At 55.8% G+C, this 26,084-nt stretch carries 29 protein-coding genes; 8 read left to right on the plus strand and 21 right to left on the minus strand.

The window, feature by feature from the left end:
- Positions 1-9 precede the first annotated feature (9 nt).
- The 8 genes from MY069_RS13690 to MY069_RS13725 all read right to left on the minus strand — a co-directional run bounded on the left by MY069_RS13690 (position 10) and on the right by MY069_RS13725 (position 5,347).
- Entirely contained in the window at positions 10-276 is a 267-nt protein-coding gene (locus tag MY069_RS13690) for a FliM/FliN family flagellar motor switch protein (protein WP_482794344.1), read from the minus strand.
- 68 nt (positions 277-344) lie between these two features.
- Entirely contained in the window at positions 345-704 is a 360-nt protein-coding gene (locus tag MY069_RS13695; RefSeq protein ID WP_482794345.1) for a hypothetical protein, read from the minus strand.
- Complete coding sequence (locus MY069_RS13700) at positions 701-1,630, minus strand: flagellar motor switch protein FliG (protein WP_482794346.1); 930 nt, start codon at positions 1,628-1,630, stop codon at positions 701-703. Before MY069_RS13700 ends, MY069_RS13695 begins: the two co-directional genes overlap by 4 nt.
- Positions 1,631-2,281: a hypothetical protein gene (locus MY069_RS13705; RefSeq protein WP_482794347.1), complete on the minus strand. Its 651-nt coding sequence runs from the start codon at positions 2,279-2,281 to the stop codon at positions 1,631-1,633.
- Positions 2,282-2,384: 103 nt separating this feature from the next.
- Positions 2,385-2,651, minus strand: a complete 267-nt coding sequence (gene sciP, locus MY069_RS13710; RefSeq protein ID WP_482794348.1) for a CtrA inhibitor SciP — start codon at positions 2,649-2,651, stop codon at positions 2,385-2,387.
- Positions 2,652-2,908: 257 nt separating this feature from the next.
- Positions 2,909-3,949 (minus strand): alpha/beta hydrolase, encoded by a 1,041-nt coding sequence (locus MY069_RS13715; RefSeq protein ID WP_482794349.1) that lies wholly within the window; start codon positions 3,947-3,949, stop codon positions 2,909-2,911.
- Positions 3,950-4,031: 82 nt separating this feature from the next.
- Positions 4,032-4,922, minus strand: coding sequence for an acyl-CoA desaturase (locus MY069_RS13720; RefSeq protein ID WP_482794350.1), 891 nt, complete (start codon positions 4,920-4,922; stop codon positions 4,032-4,034).
- A 167-nt stretch (positions 4,923-5,089) separates the two neighbouring features.
- On the minus strand, positions 5,090-5,347 hold the full coding sequence (locus tag MY069_RS13725; RefSeq protein WP_482794351.1) for a YjhX family toxin: 258 nt from the start codon (positions 5,345-5,347) through the stop codon (positions 5,090-5,092).
- 274 nt (positions 5,348-5,621) lie between these two features.
- On the opposite strand from MY069_RS13725, the gene MY069_RS13730 reads away from it, so the two are divergent.
- On the plus strand, positions 5,622-6,173 hold the full coding sequence (locus MY069_RS13730) for a cupin domain-containing protein (protein WP_482794352.1): 552 nt from the start codon (positions 5,622-5,624) through the stop codon (positions 6,171-6,173).
- Here MY069_RS13730 and MY069_RS13735 read toward each other — a convergent pair.
- Positions 6,141-6,725, minus strand: a complete 585-nt coding sequence (locus tag MY069_RS13735) for a Fur family transcriptional regulator (RefSeq protein ID WP_482794353.1) — start codon at positions 6,723-6,725, stop codon at positions 6,141-6,143. The two genes, MY069_RS13730 and MY069_RS13735, sit on opposite strands and share 33 nt — an antisense overlap.
- 134 nt (positions 6,726-6,859) lie before the next feature.
- Between MY069_RS13735 and MY069_RS13740 the strand changes: the two genes are divergently transcribed.
- A complete protein-coding gene (locus MY069_RS13740) occupies positions 6,860-8,026 on the plus strand; it encodes a hypothetical protein (protein WP_482794354.1) in 1,167 nt (388 codons plus the stop codon).
- Here the strand turns inward: MY069_RS13740 and MY069_RS13745 are convergent.
- From MY069_RS13745 to MY069_RS13775, 7 genes are all read right to left on the minus strand, one after another.
- Positions 8,023-9,144 (minus strand): beta-ketoacyl-ACP synthase III, encoded by a 1,122-nt coding sequence (locus MY069_RS13745; RefSeq protein ID WP_482794355.1) that lies wholly within the window; start codon positions 9,142-9,144, stop codon positions 8,023-8,025. The two genes, MY069_RS13740 and MY069_RS13745, sit on opposite strands and share 4 nt — an antisense overlap.
- A 99-nt stretch (positions 9,145-9,243) precedes the next feature.
- Positions 9,244-10,440, minus strand: a complete 1,197-nt coding sequence (locus tag MY069_RS13750; RefSeq protein WP_482794356.1) for a hypothetical protein — start codon at positions 10,438-10,440, stop codon at positions 9,244-9,246.
- A gap of 83 nt (positions 10,441-10,523) precedes the next feature.
- Complete coding sequence (locus MY069_RS13755; protein WP_482794357.1) at positions 10,524-10,718, minus strand: hypothetical protein; 195 nt, start codon at positions 10,716-10,718, stop codon at positions 10,524-10,526.
- Positions 10,715-10,969, minus strand: a complete 255-nt coding sequence (locus tag MY069_RS13760) for a hypothetical protein (RefSeq protein WP_482794358.1) — start codon at positions 10,967-10,969, stop codon at positions 10,715-10,717. The genes MY069_RS13755 and MY069_RS13760 overlap by 4 nt, the downstream gene beginning before the upstream one ends.
- Positions 10,966-11,550 carry a DNA-3-methyladenine glycosylase I gene (locus MY069_RS13765; RefSeq protein WP_482794359.1) on the minus strand — a complete coding sequence of 195 codons (585 nt, stop codon included), beginning with the start codon at positions 11,548-11,550 and terminating at the stop codon, positions 10,966-10,968. Before MY069_RS13765 ends, MY069_RS13760 begins: the two co-directional genes overlap by 4 nt.
- Complete coding sequence (ygfZ, locus tag MY069_RS13770) at positions 11,547-12,440, minus strand: CAF17-like 4Fe-4S cluster assembly/insertion protein YgfZ (protein WP_482794360.1); 894 nt, start codon at positions 12,438-12,440, stop codon at positions 11,547-11,549. The genes MY069_RS13765 and ygfZ overlap by 4 nt, the downstream gene beginning before the upstream one ends.
- Positions 12,441-12,556: 116 nt before the next feature.
- Positions 12,557-13,291 carry an outer membrane protein gene (locus MY069_RS13775; protein WP_482794361.1) on the minus strand — a complete coding sequence of 245 codons (735 nt, stop codon included), beginning with the start codon at positions 13,289-13,291 and terminating at the stop codon, positions 12,557-12,559.
- 292 nt (positions 13,292-13,583) lie between these two features.
- Here MY069_RS13775 and MY069_RS13780 point away from each other — a divergent pair, with 292 nt between their 5' ends.
- Entirely contained in the window at positions 13,584-15,446 is a 1,863-nt protein-coding gene (locus tag MY069_RS13780) for a feruloyl-CoA synthase (protein WP_482794362.1), read from the plus strand.
- A gap of 272 nt (positions 15,447-15,718) precedes the next feature.
- The gene (locus MY069_RS13785; RefSeq protein WP_482796711.1) at positions 15,719-17,263 is read left to right on the plus strand and encodes an acetolactate synthase large subunit; all 1,545 of its coding nucleotides are present in this window, start codon (positions 15,719-15,721) and stop codon (positions 17,261-17,263) included.
- Here the strand turns inward: MY069_RS13785 and MY069_RS13790 are convergent.
- Together MY069_RS13790 and MY069_RS13795 are read right to left on the minus strand one after the other, a co-directional pair.
- Entirely contained in the window at positions 17,260-17,592 is a 333-nt protein-coding gene (locus MY069_RS13790; RefSeq protein ID WP_482794363.1) for a hypothetical protein, read from the minus strand. The genes MY069_RS13785 and MY069_RS13790 overlap by 4 nt on opposite strands.
- Before the next feature lie 106 nt (positions 17,593-17,698).
- Complete coding sequence (locus tag MY069_RS13795; RefSeq protein ID WP_482794364.1) at positions 17,699-18,580, minus strand: LysR substrate-binding domain-containing protein; 882 nt, start codon at positions 18,578-18,580, stop codon at positions 17,699-17,701.
- Between the two features lie 351 nt (positions 18,581-18,931).
- Between MY069_RS13795 and MY069_RS13800 the strand changes: the two genes are divergently transcribed.
- Positions 18,932-19,210 (plus strand): hypothetical protein, encoded by a 279-nt coding sequence (locus tag MY069_RS13800; protein WP_482794365.1) that lies wholly within the window; start codon positions 18,932-18,934, stop codon positions 19,208-19,210.
- On the opposite strand, the gene MY069_RS13805 is transcribed toward MY069_RS13800, so the two are convergent.
- The 3 genes from MY069_RS13805 to MY069_RS13815 all read right to left on the minus strand — a co-directional run bounded on the left by MY069_RS13805 (position 19,207) and on the right by MY069_RS13815 (position 21,736).
- Positions 19,207-19,668 (minus strand): hypothetical protein, encoded by a 462-nt coding sequence (locus MY069_RS13805; protein ID WP_482794366.1) that lies wholly within the window; start codon positions 19,666-19,668, stop codon positions 19,207-19,209. The two genes, MY069_RS13800 and MY069_RS13805, sit on opposite strands and share 4 nt — an antisense overlap.
- 23 nt (positions 19,669-19,691) lie before the next feature.
- Complete coding sequence (locus MY069_RS13810) at positions 19,692-20,387, minus strand: response regulator transcription factor (RefSeq protein WP_482794367.1); 696 nt, start codon at positions 20,385-20,387, stop codon at positions 19,692-19,694.
- Between the two features lie 110 nt (positions 20,388-20,497).
- Positions 20,498-21,736, minus strand: coding sequence for a GGDEF domain-containing protein (locus MY069_RS13815; protein WP_482794368.1), 1,239 nt, complete (start codon positions 21,734-21,736; stop codon positions 20,498-20,500).
- Between the two features lie 385 nt (positions 21,737-22,121).
- On the opposite strand from MY069_RS13815, the gene hisS reads away from it, so the two are divergent.
- Genes hisS through hisG form a run of 3 tightly spaced genes read left to right on the plus strand, consistent with a single transcriptional unit; the run spans position 22,122 to position 25,659 of the window.
- Positions 22,122-23,597: a histidine--tRNA ligase gene (hisS, locus tag MY069_RS13820; RefSeq protein WP_482794369.1), complete on the plus strand. Its 1,476-nt coding sequence runs from the start codon at positions 22,122-22,124 to the stop codon at positions 23,595-23,597.
- Positions 23,594-24,718, plus strand: a complete 1,125-nt coding sequence (locus MY069_RS13825; protein WP_482794370.1) for an ATP phosphoribosyltransferase regulatory subunit — start codon at positions 23,594-23,596, stop codon at positions 24,716-24,718. Before hisS ends, MY069_RS13825 begins: the two co-directional genes overlap by 4 nt.
- Positions 24,715-25,659, plus strand: a complete 945-nt coding sequence (hisG, locus tag MY069_RS13830) for an ATP phosphoribosyltransferase (protein WP_482794371.1) — start codon at positions 24,715-24,717, stop codon at positions 25,657-25,659. The genes MY069_RS13825 and hisG overlap by 4 nt, the downstream gene beginning before the upstream one ends.
- The last annotated feature ends 425 nt before the right edge of the window (positions 25,660-26,084 follow it).

Below are 26,084 nucleotides of genomic sequence, written 5' to 3' on the forward strand. Positions count from 1 at the left end.
GGTTCGGGCTTAAGCGAAACTTGGTGAACGGCTGTCGACGATTTCGCTCAAGGTCACGCCAAGTTGGCCATCCGCGACGACCAGCCGGCCCCGCGCCATCAACCGGTCCGAGACATAGATATCCACCAAATCAGTGGTCTGGTTCTCAAGCTCGACAATCTCGCCTTCTGATAGGCCCATCAGCTCTTCCATCGGCATTCTGGCTTCGCCAAGGACGACATCCACTTTTACCGGGGCATCCATGAGGGAGTCTTCGAGAGCGCGATTGGTGGTCATGAGGCGGTTATCTTTGATCTGCGAGAAGGGCCAGATTGGGGCTGAATGGTTGCCGAGATATGAACAAATCAGCTGCCTTCGGAAAATAAGTCACCTTGGCCCTGAATCACAACTGCGGCGAGGCGGCGCACGCGATCTAGGGCGTCGGCGCGGTCGCTCTCATCAATCGCTGCGGTTTCAAGATGGGCGGCGAGATCCACAATGCTGGCGAGGACTTGCTTGAGGTCAGCCGAGGCTTGCGAAAGCTTATCGGCTTGTTCGGCCAAGCTGTCATTGCGGGCAATTGAGGCGCCGCTGGCCTGAGCATCCGCAAGCAGCAAAGCCAGCTCTTCCGTGCTCATTTGTACGGTGTCGCGGGTTTGAGCGGCAGGCGCGCTAAAATCGCTCGCGAAGGGGTAGGGGGTCAAAGACTCAACGCGCCGCTTCATTCGATCAGCTCGTCATCTTGGTTTTGCGGCAACAGATCCCCGCGTTTGACCAATGCTCGAGCGACCAGCAAAACCTCGGCACGCGCCGCTTCAATCTCACTTCTACGGACGGGCCCAACCGCCGCGATATCTTCGCGTAGGAGGTCGCCAGCGCGCTGAGTGATATTTTTAAAGAAGGCATCAGACACCGTTTGCGATGCGCCTTTCAGAGCGACGGTCAGCACCGCGCGGTCGACGCTGCCCAGTATGGTCTGCAAGCTACCTGGATCGAGGGTCGCCAGATCGTCGAAGGTGAACATCAAAGCTCGGATTTTCTCACCAGCGCCGGGTTCAGCACTGTCGAGCGAGGACAAGAGCGATGTCTCAGAACCGCTATCGAGACTGTCAAAGATCCGCGCCACATGTTCGTGTCCGCCAGATAGTGCGGTCGATTGCGATTGGATCAGGCTGTTTTCAAGCGCCAATTCAATGGCGCGTACCGCTGATGGGTGCACATCGCCCAAGTTGAGAAGCCGTTTGAGAGCCTCAGTCGCTAAATTTCTCGGCAAAGCGCGCACCGCGTTCGCAGCTGCTTCGGGCGCGAGGCGAGAGAGGATGAGCGCGATGACCTGGGGGCTCTCGCTTTGGGTAAGGGCGGCTATGAATGTGCCGTCTGTCTTGGAGAGCCGCGCCCAGACAGTTGAAGTTTGGGGCGCGCCAAGCGTCGCGCGGCCCTGCATCGACTGAACATAAGAGCGCAGGACGCTTTGCTCTGCCGCGCTGTCTTCGGGCAGCGCTTGCATGGCAGCAGACAGCCGTTCCGCATCTTGGGGAGAGAGCTCCGACCATACCGATGCCGCTTTGGCGCCCAAGGCGCGCATCAGCATGGCGCTTCGGATCATACCGTCCGCGCGGCCTGGCTGAGGAGAGAGCATCGGGATCGTCATCTATTCCTCCCGATACGACATCCAATCGCGAACCAGATCTGCGGTCTGGCTCGGTTGGGCTTCGGCGAGGCTTGTCGCGTCGTTCAGATCTTGATTGGGCTCAAGCACTTGCGTCACTTGCGGTGCTGAGCGCGCCTGCGGCGCTGGTTCGCTTGTGCGATCGCGGATCGGTGCAGGCGCGGCTTGGCTTGTCGCGGGCGCTGGCGCGAAGACCAGTCCAAGTAATATGAGGCTTAAAAGGCCGAGGCCGGTCAGTTCGGCGATCTCGAATGGTGTCATGCTGCCGCCCACCCCGCGCGCGAACGGAAACTGGGACAGCGTGAGTGTGTCGGTCTCCGGATCAAAGCCAATCGATGCCGATAGAACGGCCTCGACGCGGGTGCGCACGGCGCGGAGATCCTCGCCATTGGCGCCATCGATCATCACTAAGACTGTTTTGGGGCTGTGCCCGGTCACCGAAACGCGAATGCGGTTTTTACCCGCAATTGGTTCAAGCAAATAGGTGATCTCACGTTCCGCGGCGCCACCAGCCGGTTCAGCATCCGGCGTGCCAAACACATCATAGGCGCGCAATGACAAAAGCCCTGCTGCGAGGAGAAACGCAGCGAGGGCCAAAAGACGCGTGGTGGGCGTTCTGTCTTTAGCGCGCATAAGGATACCTTCGCCCGTCGCAGATGCGGGCTAACCCGCATTCTTTTACGGGTGGCGTCGTAAACGGCGCTTTAACAAGGGGATAATCCCCTTGCGCAATGGTTTAGCGGTATTGCTGCACGCGTGTTGTGCGCAGGCCTTTGCGGCCATGCTTAGAATAGAGCGCGCGCCAACCTGAAAACTCTTCTTCGCTCAAGTCGTAGCGGGTCAGGGCTTCTTCTTCAGACAATAGGCCCCCGGTCACGGCTGCAACAACTTCTGCTTTGCGGCGTGTGACCCAGCGCGTGATGCCTGGCTTTGGTAGGTCTGAAAGAGTGAGCGGGCGACCGTCAGGGCCGCGCACGCTCAAAGATTGCGTGTTCTGCGTCATAGTTCCACCATCCAATTTGGTTTCGACACCACGTTCTGTGGCGATGGGATGGGTATACAGGAGCGGCCTTAAAACCAGTTTCAGCCTGATCGCTCAATTTTTGTGAAAATTGGACGCAAGCCGCGCGAGCGCATTAGGGCCTCGTTGGTAAAGCTGTTCCGATTTGGATCAAAAACGGCAAAACGCCGCCAATCCTAAACCACAAGTTGGGATTGGCGGGCAGATTTGATGCGATTGGCGCGCAGCCGTTTTTAAAATTATTCGCGCCCCAGTTTGGCAAACCGAGCAATATCGGCGGCGGTGTCGCCACTAATGTCGGGCACGGCATTCATCAGCAATTCGGCACCGTGACACGTGCAGCGCACCTCCCGACACCTGGCCGAAACCCCCGCTTGCATAAGGAGACGGTAAAAGGCGATGCCTTCATCACGCAGCGGATCGCACTCATTCACGCTGATCATGGTCTTAGGGAGGCCCCGCACATCTTCCACGCTGGCAAAACGCGGCCAAGCCAGCGGGTCCTTCGCTTCGAGCGCGTCGATGCCATAGGCCATGGCGCCGCGGTTTGAGTGGAGATTGATCAGGATGCCATTATTCTCGATCGAAGACGGCAATTCATCCTGCGGCCACTGTCCAGCGATGTAGGGGCAAAGCGGGTAGAGACCGCTAATGAGACCAAGATCGCCGTCTTGTTTGAGTTTTAGTCCGGTTGCGATGGTCAGGTTCCCGCCGCCGCTTTCACCCGAAACAATGATCCGGTCGGCATCAATGCCAAGCTGATCAGCATTTGCGTGCAGCCACCGAACCCCAGAGACACAATCATTCAGTCCGGCTGGGAAGGGCGCAACGTCTTCGGCGGAAGATGGCGTCAACGCGTTGCGGAAATCGACCATTGCTACGGCCACGCCATTGGCCGCGATGATTTTCGACCACGCCCGATAGTTTCCGTAGAAGCAAGAGAAGATCATCATCCCGCCGCCATGGATGTAATAGACGCATGGAACTTTCTCTTGTCCTTCGGGACGGACGAAACGGATTTTGATTGGATTTCCGTCAGGCTGTGAGGGGAATTCCAATTCTGAAATCTCGAGCCCGTCTGATGGCGCGATATCCTCATTGTCCATCATTTCGAGCATTTGGCGGAGTTGCTCTGTCGCGGCTTTCGCTTCGGGTGTGTTGGCCTCTGCGAGCTGCGCCTCGCGCGAGACGACATCGGTTTCTTCGGTGACGGACGGCAGCATGCTGAGCACGGCCTTGAGGCGCGGGTCGAGGCGAGGATCATTGGCGATATTAGGCATAAGGCATCCTTCTTGAGCGAGGTCTCAAGCTACAAGCCTTAATTTTCAAGAGCGCGCCAGTTTATCGTCGCGAGAAGCGATCTTACGCAAACTGTGGGGCGATTTTGAGATTTCTCACCCAGCCGAGCTTTTCGTACACCAGCAAGATCGTGCCATTATAATCGACGATCCGGTTCCAAAGCCCCTTGCGCGGACGGTGCAGCGCACTTTGCGGTTCTTCATGGTGATGGTCGTGGAAGGCCTCACCGCCGGTTAAGAGCCCGATCAAATGATCTGCCCACTTTGGCGTTGGCAGATGACCGAGGACATTGATGCCATAGACGGTCGCGTGGAATTGGATCGCCCGGCCGATAACAAAACAGGCATGGATGATGGCGGTCAGGACCAAGGATCCGCCCGCGGCCCAGACGATCAAATATATCGCAGCTGGGATAAATAGGTGCAGCACCAAAGAGATCGAATTGTAGGAACGATCCATCCAATCGACGATCGGTTGCTTTTTTAGCCAGTTCGGCATTGGACGCATCATGTCTTTCGCGTCGCGCCAGATGATCCAGCCGACCCAGGCCCAGCGCTTTGATTCAAACGGGTTGTGCGGATCGCCAGGCTTGTCAGAGAACCGGTGGTGCTGGCTGTGATAATTGACCCAATCACGCACGGTGCCTTGCATGGCGATCATCAGATTGATCATTGTCACAACTTGGCCCGGTGCGCGTAGTTCACCGGCCTTGTGTTGCAGGATCCGATGCAGCGGGCCGATGCCGGCATTGCAGATGAAGATCGACAGCGCCACAACGCCAAGACCGAGCGGCAGATAGTACCAGCGCAAGGTCAGACCCGATAAAGCAAGCCCTAAAACAATCATCGTGATCAGCATGGCGAGCCCTAATGCGGGATACAAAAAGGCGGAGAAGAAGCTCGAAAAGCTAAAGGTTTTCCAGTTTTTTGGGATCGCGGCGGATCGAGGGATCATTCTGAAAGCCTCCTGACGGTGTTTGAATACATTAAACGACTGTGTCGCCTTACTAAGCAGTTAAGACTCGCTCGCAGAACAGGAAAGCCTTCATTTTCAGCAATGACAGCATAGTGAGCAAGTGTGACGGGAGAGTCACGTTTTTGACCTAGCCTCTCCCGTTTATACTAGCGATTGTCGAATTCAGACCTCACCAATTCCAAGCCGCGCCGCGTAATTCGGTAGGGCTGGCCTTGTTTTGAGGCGATCGCGCGGCGTCGTTTCAGTTTGCGAAACAAGCAAAGATCCAGCCCAGGGGCCCGCCATCCTTCGCGATTGATACACAGAACGCGTTCCACTTTTCGATTTTCGCCACGTTCAACTTCGATCCGCCCGCCTTGAGCGAGCAAGTGCAGAATGCGCTGTTCGGCGCGTGAGATATCCATGATGTGTGTAAGTCCATTGGTGCGCCTAACAGGCGCGTAGAAACAGGCTGACCCAAATTGCGGGTCAGGGTTTGGATCTGTTTCGGGCCCATTGCCGTTGCTTGCGCGCGGCGCGGGCCTTTACCAGGACTCAGACAAGTTAAACATAAAGTCTCCGTTGAGTGGGCGATTTAGAAAATCAAACAGGGGGTCGTCAAGACACCTCGCCGCGCGGCTCGAAATGTGCCTTAACTTGCGTCAATCGTAGCATAAGCGCCGCTTGAGGAGGAAACAGATGAGCAAAATGGATGAGATGCTGTCCGGACTACGCCGGATCGTGACCGCAAATGATGCTGACGGGAAGTCGCACATTATGATAGATGGCGGCCCAGCAGACGAGTTCCGATCTGGCGATCTCGGTGGATTGTTCGAGATTTGGCATGATGAGGTTTCAGGCCCCCTCGATCCCGCCCCTTGTGAGGACAAAGCGGCTGGCACGCCGCAGCTTTCGCCAGAAAAAGGTAAAGTGAAAATTCGCTGGTTTTCTTCCGGGCCTACCCCAGAGGGAGCGCCGCCTGAAATGATCGCGGATTTAACCCGCCAAGCCTTTATCGCGATGGGCGCGGGCGATCATCAGCCGGACACGTCTAAACATCCGGCCATGCACACAACGCACACGCTTGATGCGATTATTTTGGTGAAAGGCCGCGTCCGTTTGATCCTTGATAAGGAAGAAACGGTGATCGGACCGGGCGATGTTGTCGTGCAGCGCGCGACCAACCACGCTTGGGCGGTAGAGGGCGATGAGCCGGCTTTATTCGTGGCTGTGCTGGTCGACCGAACCTAAGTCTTCGGCGGTCACGATGCTTTCGCTCCAAGCGTCACAGCCGAGTTTGCCGCGACAATCTCCGCGTACTTCTAGCGACGCATGATTGACGCCAAAGCCCTGATTGTCGGCTTCCGAGATCAAACTCACTATCGCATCTGTGGCGGGGATCTCTTGCGCTTGTCCGCAAGTCTCGCAAACGAAAAAGGCCAGGGGGGTATCGCTCGGGCCCAAATCGAGCGCGAGGTAAGCGTTTAAGCTTTCAACCCGCGTCACAAATCCAAGCGACACCAGAAAGTCGAGCGCGCGATAGGCCGTTGGCGGTGAAACGGAGCCAACGCCTTCTAGCGAAGACAGCACTTCATAAGCGGTGAGCGGGCGCTGGGCATCCAACAAGACGTTCAATACATGTTTGCGGATCGCGGTCAGGCTTTTGCCATTCAGCTGCGCCTCATCGGCTGCGGCTTGCAGCAATTCTTCACGGCTCGGCTTTGCGCTCTCTGGACCGCGCCAGCGGCGGCGGTGGAGTCGACGTTTGCCAGTGGCGGGCGTGCGGGATCGGATGCGTGTCATAGTATGACGTATATGTCTGATACGGGTTTGCGTCGAGTTAATTCCTTTCCGTTGACGCAAACGTTGCGCTTGACGAGGGTGAAAAAGAAACATAATGAGAACATAAAGGGATCATTTGTTGTTAAAGGGCTGTCATGAGCGCAATCGTCACCACATCGGACGTGCTAGACCAAGCATTGCGAAGCGCGGGTTTAGAGGAAGCTTTTGATGATCGCGGCATTGCGCATGAGGATTGCCCAGGCTGCGGCGCGCATCGCGGTTTAAAGCTATCGCTCGCGCGGGGCCGTGTGCATTGCAATGGCTGCGGTATAGAGGGGCCGCTTCTGGCTTATCTGCGAGAGAAGTCGAACGCGGCGGAGTGGAATAATGAGCCTTTTTCCGAGGCTGAGATTATTCCGATTGAACCGCGCCTAACTAAGCCAGATCCGGTGTCTTTGCCGGAGCCGATGCTGTCGCTCGTGCCCGCCGCGCCCGATCCAATCCAAGCCGAACTGATCCCGGAGATACCCGAACCCGCTGTGCCGCCGACGCGCCCAAAATCTGATGGGCGCTGGGGCGAGCGGATCATTATGTCCTTGCTGGCGCTGATCTTTCTGGGCGCCGGGCTTGCGGCGGCGGGCTTGTCTGGCTTTGCCAATTTTCAAGCTTTTAGCCTTGGCGTTAGCGATCCAACTCAAGCCAAGATTTGGGGATGGAGCGGGGTGATTGCCTCGGTCTGTTCGTTCGGCGGGTTCACTTTCTTCTGGTGGCATATTTCAGGCGGGCGGCGCGGAGAGGCGGCACGCGCTTTGATCTTTGCGATTGCAGGCGCGGCGACCTCGATCGCGGGCACCAGCCTGTTCATGATGAACAATGCCGAGGGCCAAGCAGCGACCTGGAAAAGCGCCAATGATATGCGCGCGCTCACTGAAGCAGAGATCGCAGACTGGACGCGGCAATTGCAGGCCATTCCGCCCGAAACCAGGTCGATTGAAGGCTTGCAGGCCTATCTGATTGGCGTTGAGGCAGCAGGCCGTACCCATCAGAAACCATATCGTGACGCCCAGAATGAGCTTGGACTAGCCAAACGGCGCGCTGATCTGGAAGCAAAGATCGCTGTCGCGCGCGCGGACTTGCGCGCCCAAGCCTCGGTGCCTCAGACGCAGCCATCGCAAAGTCTACCGGCTTGGGTTTTCGCGCTCATGTTAGAATTGTTTTCCTCCCAGGCGACCAGCATCGCTTTTGTCTCTCTCTTGCTGCTTTATGGGCGGCAAGCTGAGCCAGAACCGGTGCTGGACGTTGAGGAGGAATTAGTGGTTTAGGCGGCCTTTTCGACAAACACCGTGCCCGCTGAATAGCCTGCGCCAAACGAGCAGATCAGGCCTTTGTCTCCGGCGACCATATCATCGCTATTTTTGTGGAAGGCGATGATTGAGCCTGCTGAGCTTGTGTTTGCATAGGTGTCGAGCACGGTTGGGCTCTCATCCGGTGTGGCTTCGCGCCCGAGCACTTTAGAGGCAATCAGCCGGTTCATATTGGCATTGGCCTGATGCAACCACATCCGGCGCAAATTCGGCGCTTCGAGCTCTAAGCGTTCAAGCTCGGCAATGATCATCTTGGCGACCATGGGCACAACTTCTTTGAACACTTTGCGACCTTCCTGAACAAAGAGTTTGTCGGTTGCCCCAACACCGTCAGGCGCGCAGCGATTGAGGAAGCCGAAATTGTTGCGGATATTGTTAGAGAATTGCGTTTTCAAACTCGTGCCGAGGATTTTCCAGTGCTGCGCCGGCGCCACGTCTTCGGCCTCGATCAAGACCGCTGTGGCGACGTCTCCAAAAATGAAATGGCTATCGCGGTCGGTGAAGTTCAGATGACCCGAACAGATTTCTGGATTGACCATGAGCACCGATTTCGCGCTGCCAGAGCGAACGAAATCTGCGCCGGTTTGAATGCCAAACGTCGCCGACGAGCAAGCCACATTCATATCAAAGCCAAAGCCCTCAATGCCAAGTGCATCCTGGATTTCTACGGCCATGGCCGGGTAGCCGCGCTGCATATTAGAGGCGGCGCACAAAACGGCATCGACATCTTTCGGATCACGTCCCGCACGCTCGAGCGCCATATTGGCTGCGTTGACCGCGATCTCGGCCAATACTGATATTTGCTCATTCGGACGCTCAGGGATGTCAGGGCGCATCACATCTGGATCAATAATGCCCGATTTATTGACGACGAAGCGTGATTTAATTCCAGACGCTTTTTCAATGAACTCAACACTGGAATGGGTTTTGGCTTCAACCGTTCCCGCGGCGATGTCGCCGGCATGGTCGGCATTCCATTTATCTGCCCACGCGTTGAAGCTGGCGACAAGCTCTTCGTTCGACACAGACTCCGAGGGTGTCCAAAGTCCGGTGGCCGAAATGACGGGGGTGTTCATGATGCAATGCCTCGCGCGTCGCCTCGGCGACTTTTATCTCTCTCGGCCTTAGTTTAGGCCGATGGTCGGCGCGCGTCGAGGCGTCAGTGTCGGTCAGATTCAGTTGAACCAAGCCGCGAACATCAGGCCATTCCCGCCCGTCATCCGAACAAACCGGTCCCAGGCCTCCAGCCGAGCAAGCTTGCCGCGTTCGAGATAAGGGGCAGCGCCCGCGCCATGTAGCCAAAGAATAATATCCATATCGCCAGGCTCTTGGAGGAATTTGGCGATGTTCACGCCGATCCCGATCTCTGCTTCGAAGCCGTTTTCCATCCGCCAATAAGGGACAAGAGTCTCGCCTTCTAATAGGCTCTCAATCTCGACCAATACGGCCTGCCAACCGGCGGCCATTTCTTCATCGACCTCAATTCCAAAAGCGGAGGTCTGCTGCGGATTAGGCAACCATTCTCGCTCATAATCCGTCTCACGCATGACGGCGGTCCAGAAGGCGCGATTTTCAGCGATCATGGACTTGAAGTGCGCATGCGCGGCGCGGGTGCGGGTCTTGTCCGGCACACCGCGCAGGGTCAACAAGACAGCGGCGAGCGTGTCGATTGTATCATTGTCGAGGAACAGGCCTTCAATCTCGCCAAGCTGTTCCATGTCCCGTCGCCCCTCATAGACGGTCCGAATGGCGGGCGTAGGGTCGGTCGCTAGAGTAAGCTCGGCCATGCCAGACATGACGTGGACATAGGCTTTGAGCCAATTTGCATCCGCGCTGTCAAAGCGAACCAGGCCATCAAAGGCCGCATCCGGCGTCGCGTTCAACTCCGCCATCACTGCAAGGCCCGATTCCCAATCTTCGCGGGTGCCATTGGCGTTCACATCAAACCAGATGGCGGTTAGCGGAACCTCGACACCGATCTCTTCTCCTGTTGCGCGGGCGAGTGTGATTTCGGCGCGAGACAAATGTTCAAGCGCTTGGGTCATCGCCTGCTCCAAGAATGCAGGGTCAAACTTGGCGTCTGGATTGGCGGGGAGCGAATTGCGCATGCCCGGGATCAAAGCCAAAGATGCCGATGAGTTTTGATATCGCACTTGCATGATCGCTTCGCTGGCGCGCAGGAATTGTATGCCACCAAGCAGAAAGTCCGTGTCAGGACTGCGCACCTGTTCAGACAGCGTGACTTCGGCGGCGGCCAATCCTTGTTCGGCGAGTACGTCTTGCCAAGTGGCGTCGATTTCAGGGGTTTGAATGGCGGGCGTGCAAGCCGCTAAGGCACAGCCTACAAGTCCCATTTGAACGAGTTTAAGCATCAACAGTCTCCGTGAGCGATTGATCACTTATTTGCGGAGAAGTGTGTTCAAACTGTGGTTTGTCAGGGGAGAGATCGGGTCGATTAGTCTTTGGAGAGGTGGTCCCGGCGGCGTTCCGCGGCTGCGTCATGAGCCCGGCGTTCACAGTCTAATCGCTTATTTGGCGCGGGGTCTTCGCGGCACTCTTCTAGGCTTTGGCGGTCATATTCGTCTTGCACGAGCACACACCCACCTTGGACTGCGGCGCTCATCATCAGCAAGACCGCGCGTCGCATCATTTGTCGCCTGCGCCAGCGATTTCGCGCCCGAGTTCGCGACGTTCAGCATCCTCATGGCTTTGCTCGAGGCGCTCATTATCTTTATGACGTTCGCGTTCGGCGCGACTAATGGCATCTGCGATACAGCGATCGCGGCTCGACTTGTTGGAGATCGAGTTACATTTCGCATAGGCCTGATCCCGATCGAACTCGGCTGTCGAAATACAGCCCGCAGCGAGGACCACGAGCGAAAGCGCGAGTAGAGATTTCATCGATAATACTCCTGAACTTCTTTGTGCCGAACGCAGCCGACTTCGTGATCATTGTACAGACCGCAAGCCTGCATCCAAGCATAGACGATGACGGGGCCGACAAATTTGTGCCCGCGCTGCTTTAGGGCTTTTGAGCAAGCCTCTGATATTTCGGTCTTTGTTGGGCCGTCTCGATAATTTTGAAGCTGGTGAACGATTGGCTTGCCGTCGACAAAGTTCCAGCAGAAGTCCGAAAAGTCTTCGCCTTTGTCAGCGGCGTCCAAGAAAGCTTTGGCGTTACCGATGCACGCTTCGATTTTTTTCGGGCTGCGAATGATACCAGGATTAGTCAGCGCTTTTTCAATGCGCTTTTGGTCCCATCGGGCGATCCGTTCGGGGTCAAACCCATCAAACTCTTGGCGCATGGTTTCGCGTTTGCGCAAGATCGTGATCCAAGCAAGACCAGCTTGCATGCCATCGAGTTGAAGCTTTTCCCAAAGCGCGCGCGAGTCATATTCCGGTACGCCCCATTCTTCGTCATGATAGGCGCGATATAGGGGATCATCGATAGGCGCCCAGCCGCATGGGGTTTGATCGGTCATGTTTCGTCCATAGCCGCCAGTTCGGCCTGAAGCCAATCCGGTTCTGTAATTATGACAGGGGTTTCATCAATCATGGCCAGGGTGCCATCAGCCTCTGCTTTGAGCCATCGGTCGATGCGAATACGAGCGAGCGCAAGCGGTGCCTCGACGCTGGTGAGCGACCCGATCGGCGCTGGAGCGAGAATATCGGCTTTTGGTTTAAGGTCTTTGCCCGCGGGCAGCTCCACCGTGAGCGTTCGTTTACGGATCTTACCCCTGCGATGCATGCGGCTAACCACTTCTTGGCCGACAAAGCAGCCTTTGTTTAAGGCCACACCGCCGAGGACATCCATATTAATGTCGGACGGAAAGACCTCAGCACTGCCAAAATCGAAGCCTTGTTCCGGAACGCCATTCTGAATGCGGTCTAAGTGATAAGCATCCATGGCGGGGGACCATGCCTGGGCATCCTTGCCATCCAATGCTGGCCAACTTTCTTTGGTAGCGAGACCGCGCAAACGCCCACCTGGATATCTTGGGTCGAGATAGACTTCGTGTGCCCTCGAAATCGGCTGAACGCCTTCTGGAGCGTCTTCTATTCCAGCAATCACGAAAACGTCTTCCAATCGTTCAATCTCGACCTTGCTGCGAAGCCGAAAGAGTTTGAAGCGTTTAGCGAGGTCTTCGATATGCGCTTCGGCGACGTCTAGGAGCACGCCTTCAGAGGTTCTGATCGCAAGATAATCGGCGATGACTTTGCCTTGCGGCGTCAAAAGCGCGCCATATCGGGTTTCGCCTGGGGTCCAGTCTTCGGTCGAGTTGGTAACCAGCCGTTCCAGCAGCGTGATCGTGTCTGGTCCGGCCAAAGATAGAACAGCGCGATGGGGCAGATATGTAAAGGGTGAAGCCATGAGATCGCATGTAGAGGCTACCGCGGCCAATGTCATCCTGACAAAAAATAGCCCGGCAACGCAGAGAGAGAACGTTGCCGGGCAGATCTAAGAGATCGAGAGAGGGGAGGTATCTCTTAGAACTTGTAGCGTGCGCCGATGGTAAGGCTGGTGCCGTCGAAATCGTCATCGACGCTGGCATTGAACAGGTCTGCGCCACCGCCAATGAAGCGGCGATCAAACTCAAGGTCTCGAACCTGATAATAGCGCGCTTCACCATAGATTTCCCAGGGTGAGCCAGTGAGCCAGGTCAGGCCGCCTGCAACGGTGCTCGCGAACCCTGTATCACTACCGGTTGCGACGAAGTTCGGTGCGGTTGCGCCGCCCCCAGCATAGAGGATGTTTGCGTCAACACTCGCAACCCCGAGGCCGCCGCCAACATACGGGATGAGGGTTTGATCATCGTCCCAGATTATGTCGTTATAGCTGTTGATCAGAAAGAAATCGATATCGGTATCGCCTGAGAAAGGCTGGTTGCCGCCATTAAAGCTGCCGCCATCCACATCCACGTCGAGGGTGGAATATTCGAGTTCAAGGCGAGGATGAAAGAGTCCGAAGAATTCCCATGGAGTTTTGTAGCCAAGCGCAACGCCCAAAGTCGTGCCGCTGTCAAAATCTGCGTCAATATTGGCAGGCGCGCCAGCCGTTCCTGGAGCGCCAGCAACGGGGTTTTGGGTGCCGCGCAAGTCGGCATCACCCGGAAAGCCAGCACCAATGAAACCAGACACATAAAAGCCGGGCTCTTGATCGGCCTGCGCAGAGACCCCCAAAACTGTTGAAGCGGCAAGAGCCGCAAAAGCGAAGCGAGACATAGGCAAAGTCCTTCCAATAGCCATTTGTGTTTTGCTTGGCCTGGGACCTAGCCCGCTCTTGTCGGCGCGGCACTTAACGTCTGATCAACCCGTCATCACCTTCGCTCACACCGAATTGACATCACGATGACAGCGCCAGTGCTTGCCAACCGGTTCGAGTATCCCGCGCTCCAGCGGGAAGGTTGACTAACCGCGTAAGGCATGCGGACTGACGCCTCATGATTGAGCTGCGATTCACTGAGCGCTAAGTGGTCGTCGCCAATAGATCGAAACGAAAGGTTTGAGCTAAGCCATGAGTGAAACCAGTCATATCCCATTTCGCGAAGTGCCTTACTTGCCGCAAAAGATGACGGTTGATCAGCGCGCGGACGGATCAATCCTATTGGACAATGGCCACCCTCTGAAAGACCACCCGCCACACATGCTTTGGCCCTTGCGGCATTGGGCCGGACACGCGCCGGATCGCACCTGGCTCGCGCAACGTGACCCAATCGATTCGAGTAAAGAGGGCTGGCAAGAGATCAGCTATGCGGAGGCGTGGACAAAAGTGCAGGCGATTGCACAAGGTTTCCTGAATGCCGGGGCGGATGCGCCGGTGATGATCCTCTCGCGCAATACGATTGATCATGCCTTGGTGATGTACGGCGCGATGCTGGCGGGCTGTCCTGTGGTTCCCGTTACGCCGGCTTATGCGCTGCTGAGCCAAGATTTTGCGCGCCTAAATTATGTCGATGAATTGATCGAGCCAAACTTTATTTATGTCGAGGATGGCGCAGAGTATCAGCGCGGGCTCGATGGGATGAAGGTCGAAGACCGGCTGGTTTTGTATTCGCGCAATGCACCAAAGGGGTATCAGACGCAGTCATTAGAGGATTTTGCGGTGCCCGGCGGGAACTCTGTCTCGGAGGCTTATGATCGACTAAACTCGGAAACGGTGGCGAAATTTATGCTCACCTCTGGTTCGACGGGCGAACCGAAAGCGGTGATCAACACGCACGGTATGATCGCAGCGAACGCCAAAATGATCCGCTCGGTTTGGGATGAGAAACGTCTCGACGAGGTTTCCGGCGGGGTTCAGATCATGTGCAATTTTCTGCCTTGGAGCCACACCTATGGCGCCAATGCGATCTTGCACAATATGACCGATTGGGGTGGTACACTGTATCTCGATTGGGGTGCGCCGACGCCTGCGCGACTGCCAGAGATGATCCGCAACATGAAAGAAATCTCGACCACGCAGCACACTACAGTGCCCGCGGCCTGGGCGGCGCTTGCCACGGAGTTTGAGCGCGATGAGGCTCTGGCGGAGACCTTCTTCGAGCGCATTTGTTCCATGGCCTATGGCGGCGCTGCGATGGGGCAGGATATTTATGAGCGTATCCAAACTGTCGCCGTGCGCGTGACCGGCAAACGCATTTCTTTGTCTGCGGGCTATGGCGCGACAGAGACCTCACCGACCGCCAGCAATGTGCATTGGCCAAATGACACGATGGGGCTGATTGGTCTGCCTTTGCCAGGCAACACGTTCAAACTTGTGCCCGCCGGCGAGAAGATGGAACTCCGGGTGAAAGGCGTGAACGTGACGCCTGGCTATTATCGGGACGAAGAGAAGACCAAAGCCGCGTTTGATGAAGAAGGGTTTTACCGCTTAGGCGATGCGGTTCGCTTTGTTGATCCTGACAAACCGAACAAGGGTCTCGCTTTTGATGGTCGGACGGCGGAAGAATTTAAGCTGGCGAATGGGACATGGGTCTCGGCCGGTAAGCTTCGCGTGCAGGCTGTGCAGGCGGTGGACGGTGCCCTGTCCGACGCCGTTGTTTGCGGCTTAAACGAAGACAATGTGTGTTTGCTTGGCTTCTTGAACGAGGGATACTGCCAGCGTTTGGTCGGTGAGGCTTTGCCGCTCGATCAGCTCGCGAAACATCCAAAAGTGATTGAAGCGGTCCGCGTTGGCCTTGCGGCGCACAATCGGCAGAATCCAAACGCCGCCAGCCGGATTGCGCGGATCTTGCTGCAAACCACACCGCCGCAAGCGGATGCGGGCGAGATCACTGAGAAGGGATACATCAATCAAAACAAGGCCCAAGGGCTGCGATCCGAAGATGTGTCCAAGCTCTATGGCGCGCGTACTGAGCGTGATGTCATAAATCTGTAACGCGCGAATACAGAAGAAATGCAGATCTCATGGATAAGTTGACTTGAATTTCAGATCTTGGCGGCAGATATAGTTCGTGCGAGGCGCGAATTTCGGTTCCCTCGCAGCCATATCCCCTTTGTGGCTTGTCTACGGACCTTGGCGGGGCGGCCTTGTGTCGTCCCGTCTTGTCTTGATACGCGAAGGGTCTGTTCTTTCTCAACCGTCGCGCTAGAGACTGTGCAACACACAGATGCAAGAGGGCAGACATGAGCGAGCAAGACGCACAAAAGATGACGGGCGCGCAGGCTTTAGTAGGAACCCTGGCGGACCATGGCGTCACCGCCTGCTTCGCCAATCCTGGTACGTCCGAAATGCACTTGGTCACCGCGCTGGATGGCGAGCCGCGCATCCGATCAGTCTTATGTCTGTTTGAAGGCGTCGCGACGGGTGCCGCAGACGGATTTGCCCGGGTTGCCGGAACCCCTGCGATGACGCTTCTGCATTTGGGGGCAGGCTATCTCAATGCTGGCGCGAACATTCACAATGCTGGCCGCGCGAACACGCCGATGATCAATGTGATTGGTGATCATGCCGTGCCTCATCTCAAATATGATGCGCCGCTCACCTCAGACATTGTTGGCCTTGCTGGGCCGAATTCGAGGTGGATCAAATCTGCCAACAAAGTCGATCAAACCGGCGAGCTGGCGGCGGAAGCCTTTGCTGCGAGCTTTGGCCCAAAGCCCGGACCCGTTTCTCTTCTCCTACCCGCCGATAGCGCCTGGCTCGAAGGCGGAAAATTGGGGGCGCGCCTGCCTGCGCCCACGCTTCGACAGGTTTCAGACGAGCGCGTCACGGCCGCTGCGGACGCGATCTCGAAAGCCAGCAAACCAGTGATCATCATGAATGGCACAGCTCTAACCGAAACCGGGTTGCAGGCTGCGTCGCGCCTAAAAGCGGCAGGCATCCGGGTGCTGACGGATACGTTCTACGCAAAGATGCGCCGCGGGGCCGGGGTCTTCGCACCAGAGCGGATGCAATATTTCGCTGAAGGAGCGATGAGTGATCTCGAAGGCAGCGATCTGATGATCCTGGCTGGAACAAGCGCGCCGGTTGCTTTCTTCTCTTATCCTGGGAAACCAAGCCTACTCGTCCCGGAAGGCTGTGAGCTTTTAGATCTTGGGGATGCAAGCACAGATAGTGCGATGACGCTTGCGGCGCTCGCAGATGCGTTGAATACAAATGACGCCGCGCCGGTTGAAGGGCTTGCTCAGCCAGAGCAACCAAGTGGAGATCTCACGGCGCAGGCTGTCGGTCAAAGCCTCGCGCGTCATATGCCAGAAAACGCGCTCGTCTCAGATGATGGCGTTTCCAATGGCCTTCTGTCTTACTTGCCCACGCAAAACGCTCAACCGCATGATTGGATGATGCTGACCGGTGGAGCGATCGGGCAGGGCATGCCGCTGGCGCTTGGAGCCGCGATCGCTGCGCCTGATCGGAAAGTCATTTGTCTGTCCGGCGACGGCGCCGGCATGTACACAAACCAAGCTCTGTGGAGCATGGCGCGCGAAGGCGCGGATGTGACGACGATTGTCTTCGTCAATCACTCCTATCGCATTCTGAATATTGAGCTCTATCGCACTGGCGCTGGTAATCCGGGCCCGGCGGCGAAAAACATGCTGTCGATTGGCGGACCTGATATTGATTGGGTTCAGCTCGCTTCCAGTATGGGCGTTCCCGCCGTCGAAGCGACCACTGCGGAAACCTTTGATCAGGCCCTGGCCGACGCGATCGCCGCACCAGGGCCTCGGCTCATCGCCGCTGTCGTACCGGGTTAGTGAGCGGCGATACGATTAGCAGTGATATGAACATTGTTTTTGCGTTCGTAAAAAGCGATCAAATCTTGATCCTGCGTGGCGAGAACAAATTGCTCTAAGATCGGTGTCACGCATGTTCGTTTTAGGGCCCGTTTCATTGGCGCGATTTCCCGATTGAGCCCGCACGCTTTTTCCGTTTGCTTTAACGCGTTGCGGTAAGTCGTTTTAATTGGAGCAGAGCGATCATACTCAAACGAAACCGTCACGGGTTCGTACAACTGTGCACTCACGATTGGAGTTGTCATCAACAGAGCGGCACCGATTAGAACGAGTTGTAATGTCTTCTTCATAGTCATCTCCTTTTCCATCTTGGGGCGGGAAGAGGGAGATGGCATGCGCCGCCGGCCATGAGAATCGCGGCTTCGTCAACTGAGGTATGAGTAATTTTCGCGCAAATTAAGTCGCGGATGATGCCGCGATTTCATTGCGGATCCATGCCATGATCGACGCGACAGGTTTGCGCTTTGCGGCTTGTGGCCGGTAAGCGAGATAGTATTGGTACGGCCAATCGGCTAACGGAGTGCCAAACCTTGTCAGCTGGCCGGTTTGGATTTGGTCATGGACGATTAGCTCTGGCAGGAGGGCATAGCCTTGCCCCTTTAGGACAGCGCTGAGGGCGACGACAAAATCCTCAATCACGAGATTTTGGCCATGTCGGGTTAAACCATCACCATGCTGATCTTCCCAGGCACGCCACTCATTGATAGAGAACACCTGGAATCGCAAAAGGGATTTCGGGTCCATCTGGATGCCCGATGCGCAAACGGGAACGATCCGGGCTGAGCCGATTGGGTCGTATTGCAAGTCTTTGGCGCTCGCTTGTCCATAGCGAATGCTGAAATCGATTTCTTCTCGACTGTGATCAAGTACGCGATCCGACGTCAGGATCTCAAACTGAACCTCGGGAAACGCTGCTTCAAGTCGCCCCAGCCTTGGCGCCAGAATACTTGAGGCGAAAGATGCCAGCGTCGAAATCCGAACCTTCTGTGAGCGCGGTGGGCGGCGTTCATAACGAGAAAAACCCGACAGCAGCAATTCAAACGCTGGCCAGGTGACATTTTTAAGGGAGGTTCCCTCACTCGTGAGTTCGAGTCCCGTTGGCAAGCGTTCGAACAGTTTGGCGCCGATAAAATCCTCCAAAGCGAGGATCTGTTTGCTCACCGCGCCTTGGGTCACGCCGAGCTCTTCTGCGGCGCGAGACAGATTGAGGTGGCGACTCGCCGCGTGAAACGCCTTGATCGCATTTAGAGGGGGAAGTCGATTGAGCATGTTCGCCATGTAACAAATCCAAACGCGGATTGCGATTGTCTTCAGAAAACGAGCCCTGCTCACAGCTCTGAGTATTAGGCATGGTAAAAATGAGAAATTCTCGAGACGGCCCGTATTACCGGAAATCAGCGATTTTCCGGTGGCCGGTGCAAAATTATCCGAATATCTCATTCGAAGTTAACAGCCAGACCCGGTTTTATTAATACACTGCCATTTCAGCGCTCTAGGCGTTAACCTTAATGCAAAGCCTGTCCGGCAATCTCACCCCTGTCGCCGAGGTATTGGTGATTGTGATGGTGGGTGTCCCGGACTTTAGAAAACTAGAGCCGGACACCTCTCGACAGATGAGAGGAAAAGAAGATGCCATATTCAGATTTGGCGATTGATATTGCACCAGAGACCGGTTTGAATTCTGAAACCGCGACAGGTGAAGAGCTATACCGCGTTGGCCTGGCTTACTCAGAAGGCGTTGATTGCGAGCAAGACTTGGTCGCAGCGCATAAATGGTTCAACTTGGCTGTGCTCAAAGGCTGTGACGATGCAAAAATTTGCCGTCAGGAAATGGCCGACTTGCTCTGTAAAGACGAGATCAAGTCTGCACTCGCCGCTGCACGCGCCTGGCTCAAACTGGCAAACTAATTGTTTGGCAGGCCTCGAAAGTCTGCAAACATTTCCGTGCCTTCGAAGACCGGGTTTGGACATGGTTCGCCAGCATCCTGATCATTTGCCCGGCAGGTAATCTCGGAAACGCGAACCGTCAGCTCTGAACAGGGCAGGGGATAAGGGTCGAACATATTCAGCTCGCCCGTATTCGTCGCCACACCGGATTGTTCAGCGTCAAAGATCGCCAGGCCAGAGCCGCTCAGGTTTTGATCGACGACTTCAATACTGACGTTGAGGAGAATACTCTCCTCCGTCGTGCGCATCGCATAGTGCACGTTAGGATTGCACTGGCCTTCTGCGATGTCCGGGTTCGCTTCGAACCGCACAAGGAGCGAATTGTCCGCAAGATCCGCATATGGATCCGCCGCGTCAGGGGCGCCGCCACATGCGGCAACAGCCAGGCTAAGCCCGATCAATATGGTCTGTGTTTTCATTGTCCCACCCCTTAAATTGAAAGCTAGCTTTCATTGTAGCGATAACCGACGCCATACAGCGTTTCGATCGCATCAAATTCTTTGTCGCTTTCCCGGAATTTTTTGCGCAGCCGTTTGATATGGCTGTCGATCGTCCGATCATCGACATAGATCTGATCATCATACGCAGCGTCCATCAGATTATCGCGTGACTTTACATAGCCCGGCCGCTGGGCAAGCGCTTGCAAGATCAGAAATTCGGTCACGGTCAGGCGCACCGGATGGCCATCCCAAGAACAAGAGTGGCGATTGGGGTCAAGTGTCAGTCGACCGCGAACAATCGGTTTCACATCGCCGTCTTCTGGGGCGGCATCTGCGGATCGCGACCGGCGCAGCACCGCTTTGACGCGCTCCGATAGAAGCCGGTTTGAGCAAGGCTTCCGAACAAAATCATCGGCGCCAATATTGAACCCGATCACTTCATCGATTTCCTCATCTTTCGAGGTCAGGAAAATCACCGGCAATTCCGAGGTTTGGCGCAAACGCTTGAGCAATTCCATGCCATCCATTTTCGGCATTTTTACATCGAGAATAGCAAGATCAGGCGGACTATCGGTCAGCGCGCCGAGCGCAGATAAACCGTCATGATAGGTGCGGACTTGATACCCTTCAGCTTCAAAGAAGATCTTTAAAGAGGCGACGATGTTTTCATCATCATCTACGAGTGCAAGCGTTGTCATGGTTCAGCCCTTTGCTTCCAAACCCAGATACTGCCTGGGCTCTGACTAAGTGGCTGTTGAACCATGGTTCGAGTGCCGCCGGAAGCCCCGGCTTTGTGGAATATTCACTCTTATCCAGATTTTTGGCGCAGATTTGGGGTGAATGCGGCAATTTTGCGTTTTGATTCAGAACTTTGAGGCCCTGACCCGGTAACGCGCCCGAGACTTAAGAAGGTTTCAGACCCGTATGTGATGCATTGGGCTTTGCCCGCATCTTTCGCAGCATAGAGCGCTTTGTCAGCCAGGCTGAGCACTTTACTCGGGCTCGTGCCGTGGTGCGGGAAGCGGGCATGACCGATGGATGCGGAGACCCGAAGCACGGCCTGCTGCCAGCGATATGGGCGGCTAACAATATCGATTAGATATTCCGCATATTTTCGGACACTGCCCAGGGTGCCGTCGACGTCTTCAAGCAGAATCACAAACTCATCCCCGCCGAGGCGAACCAGCAGATCCTGACGATCGGTGACCTCACGCAGGCGGTCGGCCATGGCTTTGATCAGAAAGTCACCGGCATTGTGCCCGTAGGTGTCATTGACGGCTTTGAAGCCGTCCAAGTCGATCAAAAGAATGTCGAACGCGTCGTTCTGAGCAATATTCTCAAATCGTTTCTGAAGGCTGATCCGATTGCCGAGCCCGGTTAAGTGGTCGTGGGCGGCGAGGTGCGACTGATACTCAACCAGTTCCAATAGCTGACGGTTCACTTTTTCGCTTTGTTGCACCAGCATGACAGCAGCGCCACCACAGCCGAGAATCGCAATCGCAATGATGATCGACGTCATCAGCGCATTGAGCTCTGACGAGATATCAAAGACGGGGATAAACTGACCTTGGAAAGCCAAAATGGCGAAGGCCGCTACAACGACAATGTTCAACACTGTGAACATAATTGTATCGCGCGCTGTCAGCAGGATTGCAGCAACGACCGGCAGTAATGGCAGGATACCGATATGATAGCCCGTGACCCCGCCAGCGAAATAAATCTCTGCCCAGAGCAAGACCGAAAAGCCCATCAAAAGTAAGCGAATAAAAGGCTCAGGCCGTTTGCGCCAAAGGCTGACTTTTAAGGCAAACAAAGACAGAAAACAGCCCAGCACACCCGTGCCGAGATTGAACCAAGCCGATTGAGCAAATCCAAATTGATAGACTTGCAGTGCGGTGTATCCCGCCGTCATTACAAAGGCGAAGAGCGAAACATAGATCATCCGCCGCCGATGGATGTCCTCCGTCGACAGGATCAGGCTGCCATCATCCGGGACCCATAGGGTCTTCGGGAAGAAAGCGCCGAGAAAATCAAGAAGTCGTTTCAAAAGCTCTACTCAATTCCAGGTTTAAATTTCTACCAGATCGTCGATAAGATTCGGTTGAGCCGATAGGTGAATTTTCACAGAACTCACGCCGCCACACACTGACACCTACGGGGTTACGGCTTGACGGGCGCAGTCGGCTTCAGTATGCGCGGCGTCATGAAAACACATCTGCATCATCTTCATCCAAAGACCTGACGCGTCCCCCGAGGCGCGAATGAGTTCGGTGCGCCTCCAAGTTTTCTCATCTCATCTTTTTGAGCCAACAGTTTGAGCGTTCGCCGATTTCCATCTGGGTTGATCGAGTAGGGGTCTCCTTGTTCGCGCAACCTTCACACTGACCACGGCTTCGTCTATGCGGAGCGCGACCGAACGCAAAGGCTGACCAATGGGCAAACAAAAGCCGCCAAAACCGATGGATCTGGCGCGGAAACCGCGCGGGTTTCCGGATAAGCGAGAAGGCTTGATCCACGCGGAACAGACGATGATTGAACGGGTAACCTCCGTCTATCGTAACTGGGGATTTGAAGGTCTCGATACTGGGGCGTTCGAATATGCCGACGCGCTGGGAAAATTTCTGCCCGACCAAGATCGCCCAAATGCGGGTGTGTTCGCGGTTCAGGATGATGACGACCAATGGATGAGCCTGCGCTATGATCTTACCGCGCCGCTGGCCCGGTTCGCCGCCGAAAACTGGCAAACTCTAGCAAAGCCGTATCGGCGCTATGCCGTTGGTTCGGTGTGGCGGAATGAAAAACCTGGGCCGGGACGGTTCCGTGAATTCTTGCAATGCGATGCCGATACGGTCGGCGCCGCCGGGGCGCACGCTGATGCTGAAATGATCGCCATGGCCGCTGAAGCAATGCGGGCGGCGGGTGCTGCTGATGGAGAGTTTGCCATCCGGGTGAATACGCGCCGCCTGCTCAATGCGGTGCTGGATGGCGTCGGCGCGACGGGCGAAACGGTTCGTCTGACAATTTTGCGGGCACTTGATAAGCTGGATAAGTTTGGCACAAGCGGCGTGGCTGACTTGCTCGGTGCCGGGCGTATGGATGAAAGCGGCGACTTTACTAAGGGCGCTGGCCTCGATGCGGCGAGCGTTAAACGCGTCTTGGCATTTGCGGAAGCCGGACGGGCCACACGCGGTGAAACGATCGAAGCGCTCGGCCAAGCGGTCGGTAGCGGCGAAGACGCGCAAGCTGGTTTGGCTGAGCTCGAGGCGATTACAAGGGCGCTCTCAGCGCTTGGAACACCAGAGGGTGACGTAAAGTTTGACCCCTCAATCGTGCGCGGGTTGGAATACTATACGGGCCCTGTGTTCGAAGCCGACTTGCTAAAAGAGACCAAGGATGAGGACGGCAATACCGTTCGGATTGGCTCTGTGGGCGGCGGTGGCCGCTATGATGATTTGGTCGCTCGCTTCACGGGCGAAAAAATTCCCGCAACAGGATTCTCAGTTGGAATCAGTCGCCTGGCAGCCGCATTTTCGATCAGCGGTGAGATTGATGAGCTCAATGGCCCGGTCGTGGTCCTGAATATGGATCGCGAAAATCCAGCGATCGCTTTGCAACTCGCAACCGAGCTTCGCAGCGTTGGCATTCGCGCCGAAGCTTACATGGGCAGTTCGGGCATGCGGCCGCAGATGAAATATGCGGATCGTCGCCGCGCGCCGGCTGTGATCATGGTCGGTACAGACGAGCTTGAAAAAGGCGTCGTCACGATCAAGGATTTGAAGGAAGGCGCGCGTCAAGCGGCTGCGATTGAAAGCAATCAAGAGTATCGTGAGGCGCGTCCGGGCCAGCTTGAAGCGCCCCGAGCCGAAATGATCGCACGCATCCGCGAGATCGTGGAGGCAGAGCAATGAGTATCGCCGAGGCCGCCGAGAACGCCCTCGCGACTCAAGATGGCGATCTTGTCGATCCGCCGCTTTTGATCGAGGCGTCGGTGCCGCTTGAATTGTCGGGTGAAACCGTCCGCAGCCGGATTTGTACATTCGTCGACGGCGAAGCGACGGAATGGGCGCTCCGCCCAGATCTGACTTTGCCAGTGGCGCAGGCCGAGTGCGGATTGCGCCAAAAGCACGGTTTGGGCGAGACCTGCCGACGCTATCGCGGTCCGGTGTTCCGGTTGCCGGCAAATCAAGGAGATCCGCTTGAATACGAGCAGGTTGGGCTTGAACGGTTTGGCGCGCCCAGCGATCCAGCGCATGATGTCTGGCTGTTTCAAACGCTTGTCGACGCTACTGAAGTGTGTGGAGTTAAAAGCGGTCACACAAGCTTCGGCGATCTCTCGATATTCCCTGCTTTCGTGCAGGCTCTGGGGTTTCCTGAGGACGTGTCGGCAGGCTTACGGCGCGCCTTCCGCCAAGAAGGCGGTGTGCGGGCCTATTTGTCTGGCCAGACGCGCAATCAGAGCGGATTGCCTGCGCGTGTTTCAGGCATGAGCCGCAAAGAAATTGCCGCTTTCGTTGAGGACATCTTTTCGATCACCGGCGTGCGACCGGTGGGTAATCGGTCGGCTGAAGAGATTGTTGAACGATTGCACGCAAGGTCCAGTGTCGGCGCAGGGTTCGAAGTCTCTGATGAACAATCCGAGCTTATTGAACGGGTGTTGACCCTCGATGTTCCGTTCGAAGAAGCGCCTGGCGCGCTAGAAACAATTGCCAAAGATGGCGGGCTATCGTCACTCGACAATGTGTTGCAGCGCTTCGCCGATCGCACAGAAAAGCTCGCAGCCATCGGAACGAGTTTCACCAAATCAGCGCGCTTTGCGACGCGGTTTGGTCGGCGCTTTACTTATTATGACGGGTTCGTCTTTGAGATCGCGGCGGGTGACGATGATGGCGCAAGGCGACGCCCCATCGTTGCAGGCGGCCGATATGACTCGCTACTATCTGACCTGTCGAATGGCAAGGTCGATGCCGCGGCCTTAGGCGGAATTATCATTCCGCACCGGGTTGAGACTTTGCTGGGAGAACGCTCATGACACGTTTGTCGATTGCGATCCCTTCAAAGGGGCGGCTGAAGGAGAAGTCGGAAGAGTGGCTCCGCTCAAGCGGTTTTAAGCTACGCCAAAAAGGCGGCGGGCGCAGCTATCGTGCGGAACTCAAAGGGCTGCCAGGTGCTGACATTATGTTGCTCTCAGCGCGCGAGATTGCCGAAGAACTGATCGCTGGGAACCTGCATATTGGGATTACAGGCGAAGACCTGCTGCATGATCTCTCGAACGCGTTCGATCGCGATGTGCATGTTATGCGGCGGCTTGATTTTGGCGGCGCCGATGTGATTGTCGCGGTTCCATCCGCATGGCTGGATGTTGAGACCATGGCGGATCTCGAGGCGGCCGGCGCTTTGTTTCGCCAGCGCCATGGGCGACGGATGCGCGTCGCGACCAAGTATCTCAAACTCACACGACAGTTCTTTGCGGATAAAGCTGTCGGAGAGTACCGTTTGATCGAGAGCCCCGGCGCGACGGAGGCGGCCCCAGCCGCGGGGACTGCAGAAGTGATCGTCGACATCACCTCGACCGGCGCAACTTTGAAAGCCAACGATCTCAAAGTCTTGGATGATGGTGTCATCCTGAAAAGCCAAGCCTCTTTGGTGGGGTCGCTCCGCGCAGATTGGTCTGCAGACGCATTGCAAACACTCGAAGTGTTTTCAGACGGGATCGAAGCTACAGCTTCGGCGCGCGCTTTGGTTCGGATCGAATCAGATAGTGCGATTCCAGAATCAGTGATGACGGCGTTCGATCTCAAGCGTGTGAGCGATCAAATCGCTCTCTGTGCGTCTCAAAAAGCGAGTGAGGCAGCGCGTACACTCGCCCAGGGGGGCGCGAAAACTGTAACAATTGCAACGATTAACCAGGTCTTCAGCTCTGACAACGCTGTCTTGGAGAATTTTGTTAAGAAGGTGTCACGAAGTGCTTGACGCGCTGCGACAAAGTGGCAATACACAACAGGCAAGTTTCTGGGAGGAAACGCTGCAATCACTTTTCAGGGCGTGACCAATCGGTCGCGCCTTTTTTCTTTGGCGCTGTGCGCGTCTTTCCCAACACATTCCACAAAGAAAAAACGACCCCCAAATGGGAGCCGCCAAGATATTGGAGTGAGATTATCAATCGGGCGACGCTCAGGGGGAGAGAGGTTAGGGATGCCGCCAGATCATTTATTATTGAAAAACAATAACAGTTTATCGTTTTTCGTCAATGAATAATCGGATTTTTTTTCCTGAAAAAATGGTAAGGAAAATCTCACCGCGGATCAGCATGAGTCTTAGCATGATTGTTGTGACAAGTGTAACGTATGAGGTGAAAAATTGCAGGAATCATCTCCTGAGTTGACTTTAAAGAATAG

Source organism: Hyphomonas sp. ske169, assembly GCF_056850855.1.